This is a genomic window from Streptomyces sp. NPDC043896, assembly GCF_056435605.1.
The window spans coordinates 117,560-134,201 of the sequence record NZ_JBWKEE010000021.1 but is presented as its reverse complement, the minus strand read 5'-3'; the positions used below and the strand labels follow the sequence as shown (position 1 = coordinate 134,201).

General features: G+C 72.4%; 13 protein-coding genes. 9 read left to right on the top strand and 4 right to left on the bottom strand.

What is annotated here, in order from left to right; all coding sequences use genetic code 11:
* Positions 1-15: 15 nt before the first annotated feature.
* The gene (locus AC069X_RS27595; protein WP_478732512.1) at positions 16-627 is read left to right on the top strand and encodes a flavodoxin family protein; all 612 of its coding nucleotides are present in this window, start codon (positions 16-18) and stop codon (positions 625-627) included.
* A 52-nt stretch (positions 628-679) separates the two neighbouring features.
* Here the strand turns inward: AC069X_RS27595 and AC069X_RS27590 are convergent, their stop codons facing one another.
* A complete protein-coding gene (locus AC069X_RS27590; protein WP_478732510.1) occupies positions 680-1,570 on the bottom strand; it encodes a CAP domain-containing protein in 891 nt (296 codons plus the stop codon).
* 131 nt (positions 1,571-1,701) lie between these two features.
* On the opposite strand from AC069X_RS27590, the gene AC069X_RS27585 reads away from it, so the two are divergent.
* The 4 genes from AC069X_RS27585 to AC069X_RS27570 all read left to right on the top strand — a co-directional run bounded on the left by AC069X_RS27585 (position 1,702) and on the right by AC069X_RS27570 (position 8,096).
* Complete coding sequence (locus tag AC069X_RS27585; protein WP_362455047.1) at positions 1,702-1,983, top strand: acylphosphatase; 282 nt, start codon at positions 1,702-1,704, stop codon at positions 1,981-1,983.
* A 349-nt stretch (positions 1,984-2,332) separates the two neighbouring features.
* Positions 2,333-2,548: a hypothetical protein gene (locus tag AC069X_RS27580; protein ID WP_362457577.1), complete on the top strand. Its 216-nt coding sequence runs from the start codon at positions 2,333-2,335 to the stop codon at positions 2,546-2,548.
* A 195-nt stretch (positions 2,549-2,743) separates the two neighbouring features.
* The gene (locus tag AC069X_RS27575; protein WP_478732507.1) at positions 2,744-6,469 is read left to right on the top strand and encodes a chromosome segregation SMC family protein; all 3,726 of its coding nucleotides are present in this window, start codon (positions 2,744-2,746) and stop codon (positions 6,467-6,469) included.
* A 193-nt stretch (positions 6,470-6,662) separates the two neighbouring features.
* Complete coding sequence (locus AC069X_RS27570) at positions 6,663-8,096, top strand: sugar porter family MFS transporter (RefSeq protein WP_478732505.1); 1,434 nt, start codon at positions 6,663-6,665, stop codon at positions 8,094-8,096.
* Between the two features lie 45 nt (positions 8,097-8,141).
* Here AC069X_RS27570 and AC069X_RS27565 read toward each other — a convergent pair whose 3' ends face one another.
* Positions 8,142-9,128 (bottom strand): LLM class flavin-dependent oxidoreductase, encoded by a 987-nt coding sequence (locus AC069X_RS27565; protein WP_478732503.1) that lies wholly within the window; start codon positions 9,126-9,128, stop codon positions 8,142-8,144.
* A gap of 62 nt (positions 9,129-9,190) precedes the next feature.
* The gene (locus AC069X_RS27560) at positions 9,191-10,687 is read right to left on the bottom strand and encodes a cytosine permease (protein ID WP_478732501.1); all 1,497 of its coding nucleotides are present in this window, start codon (positions 10,685-10,687) and stop codon (positions 9,191-9,193) included.
* Between the two features lie 143 nt (positions 10,688-10,830).
* Here AC069X_RS27560 and ftsY point away from each other — a divergent pair, with 143 nt between their 5' ends.
* A complete protein-coding gene (ftsY, locus tag AC069X_RS27555) occupies positions 10,831-12,045 on the top strand; it encodes a signal recognition particle-docking protein FtsY (RefSeq protein ID WP_478732499.1) in 1,215 nt (404 codons plus the stop codon).
* Between the two features lie 88 nt (positions 12,046-12,133).
* Here ftsY and AC069X_RS27550 read toward each other — a convergent pair whose 3' ends face one another.
* Complete coding sequence (locus AC069X_RS27550) at positions 12,134-12,802, bottom strand: bifunctional DNA primase/polymerase (RefSeq protein ID WP_478732497.1); 669 nt, start codon at positions 12,800-12,802, stop codon at positions 12,134-12,136.
* Positions 12,803-13,208: 406 nt separating this feature from the next.
* Between AC069X_RS27550 and nsdA the strand changes: the two genes are divergently transcribed.
* The 3 genes from nsdA to AC069X_RS27535 all read left to right on the top strand — a co-directional run bounded on the left by nsdA (position 13,209) and on the right by AC069X_RS27535 (position 16,638).
* Complete coding sequence (nsdA, locus tag AC069X_RS27545; protein WP_478732495.1) at positions 13,209-14,702, top strand: transcriptional repressor NsdA; 1,494 nt, start codon at positions 13,209-13,211, stop codon at positions 14,700-14,702.
* A 254-nt stretch (positions 14,703-14,956) separates the two neighbouring features.
* A complete protein-coding gene (locus tag AC069X_RS27540) occupies positions 14,957-16,303 on the top strand; it encodes an ammonium transporter (RefSeq protein WP_478732493.1) in 1,347 nt (448 codons plus the stop codon).
* On the top strand, positions 16,300-16,638 hold the full coding sequence (locus tag AC069X_RS27535; RefSeq protein ID WP_361610247.1) for a P-II family nitrogen regulator: 339 nt from the start codon (positions 16,300-16,302) through the stop codon (positions 16,636-16,638). Before AC069X_RS27540 ends, AC069X_RS27535 begins: the two co-directional genes overlap by 4 nt.
* The last annotated feature ends 4 nt before the right edge of the window (positions 16,639-16,642 follow it).

Genomic DNA, 16,642 nt, shown 5'->3' with positions numbered 1-16,642 from the left:
TTGAGGAGAACAGCCATGTCCGCGAACACCCCCACCCCCGTCGTCTCCATCGCCTACCACTCCGGATACGGGCACACCGCCGTCGTCGCGGAGGCCGTGCGGGCGGGCGCCGCCGCCACGGGGGCCACCGTCCACCTGATCAAGGTCGACGAGATCGGCGACGCCGAGTGGGCGCTGCTGGACGGTTCGGACGCGATCATCTTCGGCTCGCCCACCTACATGGGCACGGCCTCGGGTGCCTTCCACGTCTTCGCCGAGGCCACCTCGAAGCGCTGGTTCGGCGACGTCTGGCAGGACAAGGTGGCCGCGGGCTTCACCAACTCCGCCTCCAAGGCCGGCGACAAGCTCAACACCCTGCAGTACTTCCAGATGCTGGCCTCGCAGCACGGCATGAGCTGGGTGAACCTCGGCCTGAAGCCGGGCTGGAACTCCACCGCCGGCACCGAGTACGACCTCAACCGCCTCGGCTTCTCCTCCGGCGCGGCCGCCCAGACCAACTCCGACGAGGGTCCGGAGGGCGTCCACAAGGCCGACATCGCCACCGCCGAGCACTTGGGCCGGCGCGTCGCGGAGCACACCCGCGTGGTCGTGGCGGGCCGGGCGGCCCTGGCGGCGGCCGGGGTCTGACCGGATCCACGGCCTCGGGGGCCCGCCCGCCGGGCGGGCCCCCGAGGGTCCGTCAGAAGCCGAACTCCTGGGTCCACCAGGGGCCGCCGGAGCCGAAGTGGACGCCGACGCCCAGGGTGCGGAATTCGCAGTTGAGGATGTTCGCCTTGTGGCCCGGGCTGTTCATCCAGGCCTGCATCACCGACGCGGCGTCACCCTGGCCGCGCGCGATGTTCTCGCCGCCCATCCCGGAGATCCCCGCGTTCTGGGCCCGCTGCCAGGGGGAGTTGCCGTCCGGGTCGGTGTGGTCGAAGAAGCCCCGCACGGCCATGTCCTTGCTGAAGGCGCCGGCCAGCGCGGCGAGCGGCGGGTTCGCCCGGACCGCGGCGCACCCGGCCTGCGCGCGCGCCTGGTTCACCAGCGCGAGCACCTCGGCCTCCTCGGCGGAGTGGCCGTCACCGGCCGCCGGGGCCGCCGGCTCGGGGGCCGCCGGGGGCTTGGGCGCGGCCGGAGGCTTGGGCGCGGCGGGGGGCTTGGGCGCGGCCGGCTTCGGGGCCGCCTGGGACGGGCTCTTCTCCGGCTCCTTCGGGGAAGCCGAAGGGGACGCGGAGGCCGGGGCGGACGCCGACGGGGAGGGCGAGGCGGAGGTGCTGGGGGAGGGCGAAGGGCTGCCCGAGGAGGCGCTCGGCTCGGGCGCGGAGGAGGCCCGCCCCGAGAGGTTCGCCAGCCCGTTCGGCTGCTCCGGCCTCTCGCGGGTGGCGGCCGCCGAGGGCTCGGCGCCGGCCTCCGTCCGCTCGCCGGCGCCCGTGCCGACATACGGGAAGGAGCCGCCGACCGGGACGTACCCGGTCGTCACGGCCGCCGTACCGAGGGCCACGGCCACGGACGCGCCGAGCAGCCCGGTGCGCACGGCGGTGCGCTTGGCGCCGCGCCGAGGTGCGGCGTGGAGTCGGTGGCGTCCCATGGGTGCCGTGCCTTCCCTTTGCAAGATCAAAGTTTGCTCAGCCGAACGGGTGAGTCGTTGGTGGGGGACTGTAGCCGATGAGGCAAGGGGGCGATGGGCTCCGGAATCCTTTGCCCGGTTAGCGTTCTTGCATGAACGAAGACGTGCGCATGACCGCCTGGGTGCGCGGCCGTGTACAGGGAGTGGGCTTCCGCTGGTTCACCAGGGCCAATGCCCTGGAGATCGGCGGCCTGGCCGGCTTCGCCCTCAACCTGGACGACGGGCGAGTGCAGGTCGTGGCCGAAGGTCAACGTGAGAATTGCCACCGCCTGCTCGACTGGCTGCGCTCCTCCGACACGCCCGGACGGGTGGACGGGGTGACAGAGATCTGGGGCACACCGCGCGGTGGCTACGACGGCTTCGAGATCCGGTGACCAATCGACTGATCATGGACTGATCAGACCCCCGGAACACCCGCACCCGGTCGGATCTGCGCATTCGCCGCCGAGACGTTGCCGCGGGCCGCGATCCGTGGAAGGCTCGGAAGCGAGGTTGATCTCTCCGCCCCCTGCGCGGACCGGGCCGCCCGCCGATACGGGGCGTGATCGTGTTGACCGTCAAACTTTTTGGTGAGACGCTGGAAGCCCCGCGCACCTGAGCTGTTTGGCAGTGATGGCACAAGCAAGCGCAGTGACTGACTGTCGCTGCCGGACATCCGCGGGTGCGATTCCCTCACGACCCACACCGCTTCGGTCGGTCACTCAGTGTGGAGGACCATCCATCATGGCAAAGGCGCTTCTCGGTTACGTCGGCGGTTCCGACCCGCGACTCCTCGCCGAGATGCGACGGCTTCAGCAGCGCGTCCAGGACCTCGAGTCCGAGCTCGGACGGATCCAGTCCGAGAACGACGCTCTGACGGCGGCCGCCGCACAGCACGGAGACTCGCTGCTCGACAGCATCGAGATCGACGTACCCCAGGCGGAGCCTGCGCTCACCTGATCCGCGCTCACTCGTCGTTCGACTCCAGCCCCGAATCGATATGCAAGGGACGCCCCGGCGTCCCTTCTTTCTTTCCCGCCCGCCCCTGCCCGCCGCGACGGGCATGGGGCCATGCGGGGGACTGATTCCTTTGACGTCTGATCTGCCCTGCACCTTCATGGGTGAAACCGAACGTGAAAGGTAGAGTCCGGCGGCGTGCACCTCAAGTCCCTGACCCTGCGTGGCTTCAAATCCTTCGCCTCCGCCACCACCCTGCGCTTCGAACCAGGCATCACCTGCGTCGTCGGCCCGAACGGATCGGGCAAGTCCAACGTGGTGGACGCGCTGTCCTGGGTCATGGGGGAACAGGGAGCCAAATCCCTGCGCGGCGGGAAGATGGAGGACGTCATCTTCGCCGGCACCACGGGACGCCCGCCGCTGGGCCGCGCCGAGGTCTCCCTCACCATCGACAACTCCGACGGCGCCCTGCCCATCGAATACGCCGAGGTCACCATCACGCGGATCATGTTCCGCGGCGGCAGCAGCGAATACCAGATCAACGGTGACACCTGCCGGCTCCTCGACATCCAGGAACTGCTCTCCGACTCCGGCATCGGCCGCGAGATGCACGTCATCGTCGGACAGGGGCAGCTCGACTCCGTCCTGCACGCCGACCCGATGGGCCGCCGCGCCTTCATCGAGGAGGCCGCGGGCGTACTGAAGCACCGCAAGCGCAAGGAGAAGGCCCTGCGCAAACTCGACGCGATGCAGGCCAACCTCGCGCGGGTGCAGGACCTCACCGACGAGCTGCGCCGCCGGCTCAAGCCCCTCGGCCGGCAGGCCGCCGTGGCCCGCCGGGCCGCCGTGATCCAGGCCGACCTGCGCGACGCGAAGCTGCGGCTGCTCGCCGACGACCTGGTGGCCCTGCGGGCGGCGCTCGACGCCGAGGTCGCGGACGAGGCCGCGCTCAAGGAGCGCAAGGAGTCCGCCGAGCGGGACCTCGCCGACGCGCTGCGCCGGGAGGCCGAGCTGGAGGAATCGGTACGCCGCCTCGCGCCCCGGCTCCAGCGGGCCCAGCAGACCTGGTACGAGCTGTCGCAGCAGGCCGAGCGGGTCCGCGGGACCGCGTCCCTGGCGGAGGCCCGGGTCAGGAGCGCCTCCGCCCCGGTGGAGGAGGAGCGGCGCGGACGCGACCCCGAGGACATGGAGCGGGAGGCCGCGCGGATCCGGGAGCAGGAGGCCGAGCTGACCGCGGCCCTGGAGGCGGCCGAGCGGGCCCTGGAGGACACCGCCGAGCACCGGGCCGGACTCGAACGGGCCCTGGCCGAGGAGGAACGCCGGCTGCGGGACGCGGCACGGGCCATCGCCGACCGGCGCGAGGAGCTGGCCCGGCTGACGGGGCGGCTGGGGGCGGCCCGGTCGCGGGCGGGCGCGGCCCAGGCGGAGATCGAGCGGCTCGTGGCCGCCCGGGACGAGGCGCAGGCCCGGGCGGTGGCCGCCCGGGAGGAGTACGAGGAACTGGCCGAGGAGGTCGGCGGGCTCGAGGACCCTTCGGTGGAGGGGGAGTACGAGGCGGCGAAGGCCGCGCTGACCGGGGCGGAGGCCGCGCTGGGCGCCGCCCGGGAGGCGCTGGCCTCGGCGGAAAGGTCCCGCGCGGCGGTGTCGGCGCGGCGGGAGGCGCTCGCGCTGGGGCTGCGGCGCAAGGACGGGACCGGGGCGCTGCTCGCGGTGCGGGAGCGGCTGGCGGGAGTGCTGGGGCCGGCGGCGGAGCGGGTGTCGGTGGTGCCGGGGTACGAGGTGGCGGTGGCCGCCGCGCTGGGCTCCGCCGCGGACGCGGTGGCCGTCGCCTCGGCGGGGGCGGCCGCGGAGGCCATCCGGCACCTGCGGGACGCCGATGCGGGGCGGGCCACGTTCCTGATCGCGCCGGCCGCCCCGGCCGCCCCGGCCGTGATTCCGGGGCAGGGTCCCGCGGCCCCGGGCGGGGCCGGGCTGCCGGGGCAGGCCCAGGGCCCGGCGGAGCTCCCCCGCTCCGCGCCCTCCCACGAGGCCGATGAGCGGCTCCGCCCGGGGCGGGGCCCGGCCCAGGGCCCGGCTGGGGCGGAAGCGGCGCCCGACGGGGCTGACCTGGCCGTCGCGGCGGGGTACCGGGAGGCCGCTTCGCTGGTCCGGGGTGACGGAGAGGTGCTGCGGGCCGTGGCCTGGGTGCTGCGGGACCACGTCGTGGTCGGGGGGCTGGCGGAGGCCGAGGCCCTCGTCGCCGCGCGGCCCGGCCTGGTCGCGGTGACCGCCGACGGCGACGTGCTCGGCGCCCACCTCGCCCACGGCGGCTCCGCCGGCGCGCCCAGCCTCATCGAGGTACAGGCCGCCGTCGACGAGGCGGCGGCGGAACTGGAGCGGCTGGACGGCGAGTGCCGGGAACTGGCCGCCGCGCAGGAGGCCGCCCAGCGGCACCGCGCCGAGGCCGCGGCCCTCGCCGAGGAACTGGCGGAGCGCCGCCGGGCCGGGGAGCGGGCCCGCGCCGGGGCCGCCCAGCAGCTCGGCCGGCTCGCCGGGCAGGCGAAGGGCGCCCTGGGCGAAGCCGAGCGCAGCGCCCGGGCGGCGGCCACCGCCCAGGAGGCGCTCGAACGGGCCCGGGCCGACGTGGAGGAGTGCGCGGAGCGGCTCGCGGTGGCGGAGGAGATGCCGTTGGCGGAGGAGCCCGACACCTCGGCCCGGGACCGGCTCTCGGCCGACGGGGCGAACGCGCGGCAGACCGAGATGGAGGCCCGCCTCCAGCTGCGCACGCACGAGGAGCGGGTGAAGGGCCTGGCCGGCCGGGCGGACGCGCTCGACCGGGGCGCCCGCGCCGAGCGCGAGGCCCGGGCCCGCGCGGAGCGGCGCCGGCAGCGCCGGCGGTACGAGGCCGAAGTGGGCCGCGCCGTCGCCGAGGGGGCCCGGCAGCTGCTGGCGCACCTGGAGGTGTCGATCGGCCGGGCCGGTCAGGAGCGCACGGCCGCCGAGCACGCCAAGGGGCTGCGGGAGCAGGAGCTCGGCGAGGCCCGCGGCCGGGGCCGTGACCTCAAGGCGGAGCTCGACAAGCTGACCGACTCCGTGCACCGGGGCGAGGTGCTCGGCGCGGAGAAGCGGCTGCGCATCGAGCAGCTGGAGGCGCGGTCGCTGGAGGAGCTCGGCGTGGAGCCGGCCGCCCTGGTGGCGGAGTACGGGCCCGACCAGCCGGTCCCCCCGTCCCCGCCCGCCGAGGGCGAGGTGCTCCCGGAGGACCCGGACCACCCCCGCAACCGGCCGGGGCCCTTCGACCGGGCCCGGCAGGAGAAGCGGCTGAAGGCGGCCGAGCGCGCGTACCAGCAGCTCGGCAAGGTCAACCCGCTGGCGCTGGAGGAGTTCGCCGCGCTGGAGGAGCGCCACCGGTTCCTCAGCGAGCAGCTGGGGGACCTGCGGAAGACGCGTGCCGATCTCCTTCAAGTGGTGAAGGAAGTCGACCAGCGGGTCGAGCAGGTCTTCACGGAGGCCTACCGGGACACCGCGCGGGAGTTCGAGGGGGTGTTCTCGCGGCTGTTCCCCGGGGGCGAGGGCCGTCTGGTGCTCACCGACCCGGACGACATGCTGGCCACGGGCGTGGACGTCGAGGCGCGCCCGCCCGGCAAGAAGGTCAAGCGGCTGTCGCTGCTGTCCGGCGGCGAGCGCTCGCTGACGGCCGTGGCGCTGCTGGTCTCCATCTTCAAGGCGCGGCCCAGTCCGTTCTACGTGATGGACGAGGTCGAGGCCGCCCTCGACGACACCAACCTCCAGCGGCTGATCCGCATCATGGAGGAGCTCCAGGAGAGCTCGCAGCTGATCGTCATCACGCACCAGAAGCGGACGATGGAGGTCGCGGACGCCCTCTACGGGGTCTCGATGCAGGGCGACGGGGTCTCGAAGGTCATCAGCCAGCGGCTCCGCTGAGGTCCCCTCCCACGAAGCGGCTTCAAGAAGTGAAATCAAGGCCCACGGTCTGAAGCTAATCCGACCTTCACATCACCTATTGACTTCAGGAAATGAACACATAGGCTCTGTGCTGCCTCCCGCCTTCCGGTGGTGCCCGATCTTGACCTGTGCGCCACTAGGAGAACGGACAGAACCCCCCACGGAGCACACCTTGACCAGCAGCACTGCGCAGGCACCGGCGCCCGGCGGCGGACGCGCGTCCCAGCCCGACCACCTCGGGCACGTCATCTTCATCACCGCGGCCGCCGCAATGGGCGGATTCCTCTTCGGATACGACAGCTCCGTCATCAACGGCGCCGTCGTCGCGATCCGCGACCGCTTCGACATCGGATCGGCCGCGCTCGCCCAGGTGATCGCCGCCGCGCTGATCGGCTGCGCGCTCGGCGCCGCCACCGCGGGCCGCATCGCCGACCGGATCGGGCGCATCCGCTGCATGCAGATCGCCGCCGTCCTCTTCACGGCGAGCGCCATCGGTTCGGCCCTCCCGTTCGCGCTCTGGGACCTCGCCGTGTGGCGCGTCATCGGCGGCTTCGGCATCGGCATGGCGTCCGTCATCGGCCCCGCCTACATCGCCGAGGTCTCGCCGCCCGCCTACCGCGGCCGGCTGGCCTCCTTCCAGCAGGCCGCCATCGTCATCGGCATCGCCGTCTCGCAGCTGGTCAACTGGGGCATCCTCAACCTCGCCGACGGCGACCAGCGCGGGAAGGTCGGCGGGCTGGAAGCCTGGCAGTGGATGCTCGGCGTGATGGTGGTCCCGGCGGTGCTCTACGGGCTGATGTCCTTCGTCATCCCCGAGTCCCCCCGCTTCCTGATCTCCGTCGGCCGCACCGCCGAGGCCCGGAAGGTGCTGGCCGAGGTCGAGGGCAGCCGGGTCGACCTGGACGCGCGCGTCGCCGAGATCGAGGCGGGCATGCGCTCCGAGCACAAGTCCACCTTCAAGGACCTGCTCGGCGGCCGCTTCGGCCTGCTGCCCATCGTCTGGGTCGGCATCGGCCTCTCGGTCTTCCAGCAGCTCGTCGGCATCAACGTGATCTTCTACTACAGCTCCTCGCTGTGGCAGTCCGTCGGCATCGACCCGACCAGCTCGTTCCTCTACTCCTTCACCACGTCGATCATCAACATCGTCGGCACGGTGATCGCGATGATCTTCGTCGACCGGATCGGCCGCAAGCCGCTCGCGCTGATCGGCTCGGCGGGCATGGCCGTCTCCCTCGGCCTCTGCGCGTGGGCGTTCTCGTACAAGACCGGCGCCGGTGACGACATCACCATGCCCGACACCCAGGGCACGGTCGCCCTGATCGCCGCGCACGCGTTCGTGCTCTTCTTCGCCCTCTCCTGGGGCGTGGTGGTGTGGGTGCTGCTCGGCGAGATGTTCCCCAACCGGATCCGCGCCGCCGCGCTCGGCGTCGCCGCCGCGGCGCAGTGGGTCGCCAACTGGGTCATCACCGTCACCTTCCCGACCCTGTCGGACTGGAACCTGTCCGGCGCGTACGTCATCTACACCGTCTTCGCCGTGCTCTCGATCCCGTTCATCCTCAAGTGGGTGCCGGAGACCAAGGGCAAGGCGTTGGAGGAGATGGGGTAACCACTCCCCGCCACCACCCCCTCTCCTCCGCGGTGCTGCCCCGGCTCAGTCCCTGAGCCGGGGCAGCACCTTTTCGCACAGCAGCCGCAGGCTGCGCCAGCCCTCGTCGAGCGGCATGCCGCCGCACAGCGGGTGCAGGACGAGGTTCCCCGCCTCGCCCGCCCCGCGCGCGTACGCCACGGCCTCCTCCGGGGCGAGGATCCGGTAGACCCCCTCCGCGCGCAGCTCCTCGACCGTCCGGGCGCCCGACCGCACGGCCGAGCGGATGTCCTTGGACTGCCAGGAGGCGTACATGCCCGCCTCGTGCAGGAAGTGCCTCCCGTAGAGCGCCCACGCCCGGTCCGGGTCCTCCGCGACGTGCAGCAGCGGGGTCTCGCGGGCGGGCATCATGCAGAAGCCCTCGGTGCCGTGCTCCGCGAGCTGCTCCGCGTAGTACGCCTCCAGCTCCGGCAGGTGCGCGCTCGGGAAGAACGGCAGCCCCAGCCGGGCGGCCCGCCGGGCCGCCGCCTTCGAACTGCCGCCCACCAGCAGCATCGGGTGCGGCTGGGTGAAGGGCACCGGGGTCACCTTCACGGTGCGGCCGCGGAACGCGAAGGGCTCGCCGGTCCAGGCCTTCAGCAGGGTCTCCAGCAGCTCGTCCTGGAGCCTGCCGCGCCGCCCCCACTCCACCCCGTGCTGCTCGTACTCCTCGGGCCGGTAGCCGATGCCCGCCACGGTCACCAGCCGCCCGCCGCCGATGAGGTCCAGCACGGCGATGTCCTCGGCCACCTTCAGCGGGTCGTGGAGCGGGCCGATGATCGCGGACACGGTGACCGCGATCCGCCGGGTGGCGCCGAGGACGGCGCCGGCGAACGCGAACGGGGAGGGCAGCCAGTTGTTGTCGGTGCCGTGGTGCTCCTCGGTCTGGACCGTGTCGACGCCGTGCTCGTCGGCGTACCGGGCCATCTCCACCGCCGCCTGGTAGCGGGCGGCCAGCGTCGCGGGGGTGCCTGCGGGGTCGATCAGGTTGAACCGGGCCACGGTGATGGGCATGGGAAGTCCCCCTTCGCCGGATGCGGACGGTCGGGCGAGGGGGGACGTTAGCTGACGTGGCGTCAGTTGGACAGGGCCCCGGCGGGCTCCCGCTCCCCGTCCGGCCCCGGCGCGGCCGACGCGGCCGGGGCGGGCGTGCGCGGCAGTACGGCGTACAGCGCGGCGGACACCACGATGCCGGTCACCCAGCCGAGGCCGTTCTCCCCGATCCAGGTGGAGGCGAGCGGGCCGCTGAACCAGTCGACCCGGGTGAAGAGCAGCCCGGCCACCAGGGCCACGCCCCAGGCCGTCATCGCCTGCCAGGCGAAACCGCCCCGGTACCAGTAGGCGCTGGTGCGCGTGGTGTCCAGCAGCGCGGCGCCGTCGTAGGAGGTGCGGCGCAGCATGTCCACGCCGAACACCCCGATCCACGCGGAGAACGCCACGGCCAGCAGCGTCAGGAAGGAGATGAACGAACCGAAGAAGCCGGTCGCCACCACCATCAGCAGGAAACCGAAGACCAGGCTGATGAGGGCGTTGACGCTCACCGCCCAGGCACGCGGCACCCTGATGCCCAGGGTCTGCGCGGTGAACCCGGCCGAGTACATCGACATCGAGTTGATCAGCAGCATCCCGATCAGGGCGATCAGCAGGTAGGGGACCGCGATCCAGGTCGGCAGCAGCTCGCCGATGAAGGAGACCGGGTCCTGCGCGCTCGCCAGGTCGGGCGTGCCGACCGCCATCACCGCGCCCATCAGCACCATCGGCAGGACCACCACGCCCGCCCCGCCGACCGTCGCGCCGACCACGCCCTTCCCGGAGGCGGTGCGCGGCAGGTAGCGGGTGAAGTCCGGGCCGGACGGCACCCAGCTGATGCCGCCCGCCGCGATGGTGCCGATGCCCGCGATCATCATCGCCGTGGAGCCCGCCGGCTTGCCGAAGACGGCGGACCAGTCGGTGGTGAAGAGCAGGTAGCCGAGGACGAGCACGCTGAAGCCGCCGAAGAGGTACGTCGACCACGTCGAGCAGACGCGCAGCGCGTTGATGCCCAGCCCCGAGACCACGAAGGTGCAGCCGACGAAGAAGAGCAGGGTGACGACGATGAGCGCGGTGTTGCTCTTCACGCCGAAGAGCAGGTCCAGGACGGTCAGCACCGCGTAGGCGCCGCTGACCGCGTTGATCGTCTCCCAGCCCCAGCGCGCGACCCAGATCAGCGCCCCCGGGAAGAGGTTGCCCCGCTGCCCGAAGACGGCCCGCGACAGCGCCATGCCCGGCGCGCCGCCGCGCTTTCCGGCGATGGAGATCAGGCCGACGATCCCGTACGAGACCACGGGCGCGGCGAACGCGACGACCAGCACCTGCCAGATGTTCAGCTTGTTGAAGATCACCAGCCCCGCGCCCATCGTGAGCAGCAGCACGCTGATGTTCGCGGCGACCCAGGTGGGGACGAGCTCGCGGACCCGGCCGGTGCGCTCGCCGTCGGGTACGGGCTCCAGCCCGCGGGTCTCGGCTGAGGTCTTGCCGGTGGCCTGGACTGCGGTCTCGGCCGGTATGGCACCGGCGGCGGGCTCGGCGGGCATGCGGTTGCTCCGTGGGGCGTGCGAGGACGGGAAGTCGTCCATCATCGTAGATTTGCGCCGAATTGCATAAATAGGGGCTTAGGGCCCGGTACGGGTGCCGAGGTCCGGGCTCCGGAGCGGCCGTGGCCGATACTGGGAGCGTTATGGAAATCCTCATCCTTGCTGTAGTCATCGCCCTGGTCGCGGTCGGCGCGATCAGCGGGCTCGTGGTCAGCAGCCGCAAGAAGAAGCAGCTGCCCCCCACGGCGCCGCCGAGTACGCCGACCATCACTGCCCCTCCCGCCGAACCGCAGGTGGGGGAGGACTCCGCACCGACGGTCGAAGAGCCGCGCCGGACCATCGAGGAGGTCGCGCTCCCCGAGGCGGCCGCCCCCGAGGCCGAGGCGCCCGTCGCCGAGCCGGAGGCCCCGGCCGCGCCCGAGATCGAGGTGCCCGAGCCCACCGCCGGCCGCCTGGTCCGGCTGCGCGCGCGGCTCGCCCGTTCGCAGAACTCGCTCGGCAAGGGGCTGCTCACGCTGCTCTCGCGCGAGCACCTCGACGAGGACACCTGGGAGGAGATCGAGGAGACCCTCCTCATCGCCGATGTCGGTGTCGCCCCGACGCAGGAACTGGTGGAGCGGCTCCGCGAGCGGGTCAAGGTGCTCGGCACCCGCACCCCCGCCGAGCTGCGCACCCTGCTGAAGGAGGAGCTGCTGACCCTGGTCGGCACCGACTTCGACCGCGCCGTGAAGACCGAGAGCGCCACCGACACCCCGGGCGTCGTGATGGTCGTCGGCGTCAACGGCACCGGCAAGACCACCACCACCGGCAAGCTCGCCCGGGTGCTCGTCGCCGACGGCCGCAGCGTCGTGCTCGGCGCGGCCGACACCTTCCGCGCCGCCGCCGCCGACCAGCTCCAGACCTGGGGCGAGCGCGTGGGCGCCCGTACCGTCCGCGGCCCCGAGGGCGGCGACCCGGCGTCCATCGCCTACGACGCGGTCAAGGAGGGCATCGCCGAGGGTGCCGACGTGGTGCTCATCGACACCGCCGGCCGGCTGCACACCAAGACCGGCCTCATGGACGAGCTCGGCAAGGTCAAGCGCGTCGTGGAGAAGCACGGCCCGCTGGACGAGGTCCTGCTGGTCCTGGACGCCACCACCGGGCAGAACGGCCTGACCCAGGCGCGCGTCTTCGCCGAGGTCGTCGACATCACCGGCATCGTGCTGACCAAGCTCGACGGCACGGCCAAGGGCGGCATCGTCGTCGCCGTCCAGCGCGAGCTGGGTGTCCCGGTCAAGCTCGTCGGCCTCGGTGAGGGCCCGGACGACCTGGCCCCCTTCGAGCCGGAGGCGTTCGTGGACGCCCTCATCGGCGACTGAGGCGGCCCGAAGGCCCCGCCGGAGGATCCGCCCGACCCGTGCCCCCGTGTCCGTCCAGGACCCGGGGGCACGGCCGTGGGCGGGGGCGTCAGCGCCGGAAGCGGTGACAGGTGTAGGCGAGGGTGCCGAGCAGCAGCCGGGCCTGCGGGGGGCCGCCCGCGCTGTCCAGCGCGGGCCCGCGCAGCCAGCCGGCCGGGCCCAGGCCCGCGTGGTCGGAGGGCGGGGCCGTCAGGAAGGAGCCGTGCCCCAGGGCGCGCAGGTCCAGGTCCGCGTCGTCCCAGCCCATGCGGTACAGCAGCTCCGGCAGCTCGGCGGCGGCGCCCGGGGCCACGAAGAACTGGGCCCGGCCGTCCGGGGTCGCCGTCACCGGGCCGAGTGGCAGGCCCATCCGCTCCAGCCGGACCAGGGCGCGCCGGCCGGCCTCCGCGGAGACCTCGATGACGTCGAAGGAGCGGCCGACCGGGAGCAGGATCGCCGCGCCCGGATACTCGCCCCAGACCTCGGAGACCTCGTCCAGGGTGGCGCCCCCCGGGACGGTCGGAGCGAAGTCCAGCGGATGCGCCCCCGGCGCGCCGCAGTTCGTATGACCGCAGGAGCAGTCGCGGCCCGGGCCCGCGGCACGGGCCCCGGGGACCGCGTCCCAGCCCCAGAGGCCGGTGTACTCCGCCACCGTCGTGCACTCCGAGGTCCGGCCCCGGCGCCGGACGCCGGAACGGAACTCCTTGGTGCTGCGGCTGCCGCCGATCGTGAAGCCCATGCCCATGCCCCCTCCAACGGGTCGGACGCGCCGGTGGTTACGACGTCGGCGGGACCTGTCGGAGGCCGGGTGGGGTGCGCCGTCCACCGGAGCCGCCCGGCGCACTCCTCGCCGCGCGCGCCCCGAGCGCACTCCCGTCCAACCATGCTGTTCCGCCGTGGTGTCAAGTGAATCGCTCCTGGCCGGTGGCGAGTTCATTCGAAGGGGTGGCGAATGGTGGCGTTTCTGGAATCGACCTCGCCGACGGGGTGATCGTAGGATTACTTTCGGTGCACGCACCCGGACGGCAGGCCCACCCGTGGGTATGCCGGAGGCAATCGGTGGAGGACTTGTGAAGGTCCCTGGCGGAGTCGCCCGTTCCGGCCAGGGTTCGTGTGAACAGGCGATGCGGATGGGGGGCGTTCCAGTGAGCGGCGACGGCGCAAGCGGAACGAGCGGCGAATCCGCTGTCCGGAACGAACAGCTGACCTCGTGGTTCGTGCGCAGCGGCTGGTCCAAGGGCGAACTCGCCCGCCAGGTCAACCGCCGGGCCCGCCAGATGGGCGCCCACCACATCAGCACCGACACCTCCCGCGTCCGGCGCTGGCTCGACGGCGAGCAGCCCCGCGAACCCGTCCCGCGGATCCTCTCGGAGCTCTTCTCCGAACGCTTCGGCTCCGTCGTCGCCATCGAACAGCTCGGGCTGCGCACCGCCCACCAGACCCCCTCCGTCTCCGGCGTCGACCTCCCCTGGGCGGGCCCGCAGACCGTGGAGCTGCTCAGCGAGTTCTCCCGCAGCGACCTGATGCTGGCCCGCCGGGGCTTCCTCGGCACCTCCCTCGCCCTCTCCGCCGGCCCCGCCCTCATCGAGCCCATGCAGCGCTGGCTCGTCCCCGCCCCGGCCGGCGACCTCGGACCGCGCCCCGAGAGCGGGCCGTCCGGAGCACTCGGCGGACACCGGCCGCCCCGGCTCTCCGAGCCCGAGCTCGACCTCCTCGAAGCCACCACCGTGATGTTCCGGCAGTGGGACGCCCAGTGCGGCGGCGGGCTGCGCCGCAAGGCCGTCGTCGGACAGCTCCACGAGGTCACCGACCTGCTCCAGGAGAGCCACCCGGCCCCGGTCATGAAGCGCCTCTTCAAGGTCGCCGCCGAACTCGCCGAACTCGCCGGATGGATGAGCTACGACATCGGCCTGCACCCCACCGCCCAGAAGTACTTCGTCCTCGCGCTGCACGCCGCGAAGGAGGCCGGCGACAAGCCGCTCGGCTCCTACATCCTGTCCGGGATGAGCCGCCAGATGATCCACCTCGGCCGCCCCGAGGACGCCCTGGAGCTCATCCACCTGGCCCAGTACGGCAGCCGCGACTGCGCCGGACCCCGCACCCAGGCCATGCTGTACGCGATGGAGGCCCGCGCCTACGCCAACATGGGCCAGCCCAGCCGCTGCAAGCGGGCCGTGCGCATGGCCGAGGACACCTTCTCCGACGTCGGCTTCGACGGCGAACCCGAACCCGACTGGATCCGCTTCTTCTCCGAGGCCGAGCTCAACGGCGAGAACTCGCACTCCTACCGCGACCTGGCCTACGTCGCCGGCCGCAGCCCCACCTACGCCTCCCTCGCCGAACCCGTCATGGAACGGGCCGTGGAGCTCTTCGCCAAGGACGAGGAGCACCAGCGCTCCTACGCCCTGAACCTCATCGGCATGGCCACCGTCCACCTCCTCCAGCGGGAGCCCGAACAGGCCACCGTCCTCGTGGACCAGGCCCTCGACGTGGCGCGAAAAGTACGGTCCGAACGGGTGAACACCCGGCTCCGCAAGACCGTCGACACAGCCGCCCGTGAATACGGCGACGTCGCCGAGGTGGTCCGGCTGACCGACCTCCTCGCCTCGCGGCTGCCCGAGGCCGCCGAGGCCGTCTGAGCCGCCCGGGCGCGCACCTGACGCGCGCCCGACCCCGGTCTGACCCTCACATGACCCGGGCCGCACCCGTACCTCACCGGTTCATGGAGGCGTAACACGCCCGACCTCTTCGTCATCGGCGCGAAACACCCAGCGGCGCCGCCGGAAACCGTCCTGCGCGAATCTCAGGGCCAATAACCGGCCAGCCCTCAAGCCGCCGCTCAGGTTTCCCACGATCGCCCGCACGCGAACGTACCGACGACGAGGAGACGCCGATGGCATCAGCCATCACGACCCTCGCGGCAGACGCCCCGACCCTGTCTGCCGCGAACACCGGGTTCATGCTCATCTGCTCCGCCCTGGTCATGCTCATGACCCCGGGACTCGCCTTCTTCTACGGAGGCATGGTCCGGGTCAAGAGCAGCCTCAACATGCTGATGATGAGCTTCGTCAGCCTCGGGATCGTCACGATCCTCTGGGTGCTCTACGGCTTCAGCCTCGCCTTCGGCACCGACTCCGGCTCGCTGATCGGCTGGAACTCCGACTACGTCGGACTCAGCGGCATCGGCCTCACCGAACTCTGGGACGGCTACAGCATCCCGGTCTACGTCTTCGCCGTCTTCCAGCTGATGTTCGCCGTCATCACCCCCGCCCTGATCAGCGGCGCCCTCGCCGACCGCGTCAAGTTCAGCGCCTGGGTCCTCTTCACCGCCCTGTGGGTCACCGTCGTCTACTTCCCCGTCGCCCACTGGGTGTGGGGCGCGGGCGGCTGGCTCTTCGAGATGGGCGTCATCGACTTCGCCGGCGGCACCGCCGTCCACATCAACGCGGGCGCCGCCGCCCTCGGCGTCATCCTCGTCATCGGCAAGCGCGTCGGCTTCAAGAAGGACCCGATGCGCCCGCACAGCCTCCCCCTCGTGATGCTCGGCGTCGGCCTGCTGTGGTTCGGCTGGTTCGGCTTCAACGCCGGCTCCTGGCTCGGCAACGACGACGGCATCGGCGCCGTCATGTTCGTCAACACCCAGGTCGCCACCGCCGCCGCCATGCTCGCCTGGCTCGCCTACGAGAAGCTGCGCCACGGCTCCTTCACCACCCTCGGCGCCGCCTCCGGCGCCGTCGCCGGCCTCGTCGCCATCACCCCCGCCGGCGGCTCCGTCAGCCCGCTCGGCGCCATCGCCGTCGGCGCCATCGCCGGTGTGCTGTGCGCCATGGCCGTCGGCCTCAAGTACAAGTTCGGCTACGACGACTCCCTCGACGTCGTCGGCGTCCACCTCGTCGGCGGCATCGCCGGCTCCCTGCTCGTCGGCTTCTTCGCCACCGGCGGCGTCCAGTCCGAGGCGAAGGGCCTCTTCTACGGCGGCGGCCTGGAACAGCTCGGCAAGCAGGCCATCGGGGTCTTCGCCGTCCTCGCCTACTCCCTCGTCGTATCCGCGATCATGGCCTTCCTCCTCGACAAGACCATCGGCATGCGGGTCGCGGAGGACGTGGAGGTCTCCGGCATCGACCAGGTCGAGCACGCCGAGACCGCCTACGACTTCAGCGGCGCCGGCGGCGGGCTCTCCTCCCGCACCACCGCCGCCCCCGCCCCCGCCGCCTCCGCGAGCAAGAAGGTCGACGCATGAAGCTGATCACCGCCATCGTCAAGCCCTACAAGCTGGACGAGATCAAGGAAGCCCTCCACGCCTTCGGGGTCCAGGGCCTGACCGTCTCCGAGGCCAGCGGGTACGGACGCCAGCGCGGCCACACCGAGGTCTACCGCGGCGCCGAGTACACCGTGGACCTCGTACCGAAGATCCGCATCGAGGTGCTCGTCGAGGACGAGGAGGCCGAGGAGCTCATCTCCGTCATCGTCAGCGCCGCCCGCACCGAGAAGATCGGCGACGGCAAGGTGTGGAGCGTCCCCGTGGACTCGGTCGTCCGGGTCCGCACCGGCGAGCGCGGCGCCGACGCGCTCTAGGAGC

Coding starts and splice junctions, on each gene's coding strand:
- AC069X_RS27595 (WP_478732512.1), top strand. CDS start 16: ATGTCCGCGAACACCCCCACCCCCGTCGTCTCCATCGCCTACCACTCC.
- AC069X_RS27590 (WP_478732510.1), bottom strand. CDS start 1,570: ATGGGACGCCACCGACTCCACGCCGCACCTCGGCGCGGCGCCAAGCGC.
- AC069X_RS27585 (WP_362455047.1), top strand. CDS start 1,702: ATGAACGAAGACGTGCGCATGACCGCCTGGGTGCGCGGCCGTGTACAG.
- AC069X_RS27580 (WP_362457577.1), top strand. CDS start 2,333: ATGGCAAAGGCGCTTCTCGGTTACGTCGGCGGTTCCGACCCGCGACTC.
- AC069X_RS27565 (WP_478732503.1), bottom strand. CDS start 9,128: ATGCCCATCACCGTGGCCCGGTTCAACCTGATCGACCCCGCAGGCACC.
- AC069X_RS27560 (WP_478732501.1), bottom strand. CDS start 10,687: ATGCCCGCCGAGCCCGCCGCCGGTGCCATACCGGCCGAGACCGCAGTC.
- ftsY (WP_478732499.1), top strand. CDS start 10,831: ATGGAAATCCTCATCCTTGCTGTAGTCATCGCCCTGGTCGCGGTCGGC.
- AC069X_RS27550 (WP_478732497.1), bottom strand. CDS start 12,802: ATGGGCTTCACGATCGGCGGCAGCCGCAGCACCAAGGAGTTCCGTTCC.
- AC069X_RS27540 (WP_478732493.1), top strand. CDS start 14,957: ATGGCATCAGCCATCACGACCCTCGCGGCAGACGCCCCGACCCTGTCT.
- AC069X_RS27535 (WP_361610247.1), top strand. CDS start 16,300: ATGAAGCTGATCACCGCCATCGTCAAGCCCTACAAGCTGGACGAGATC.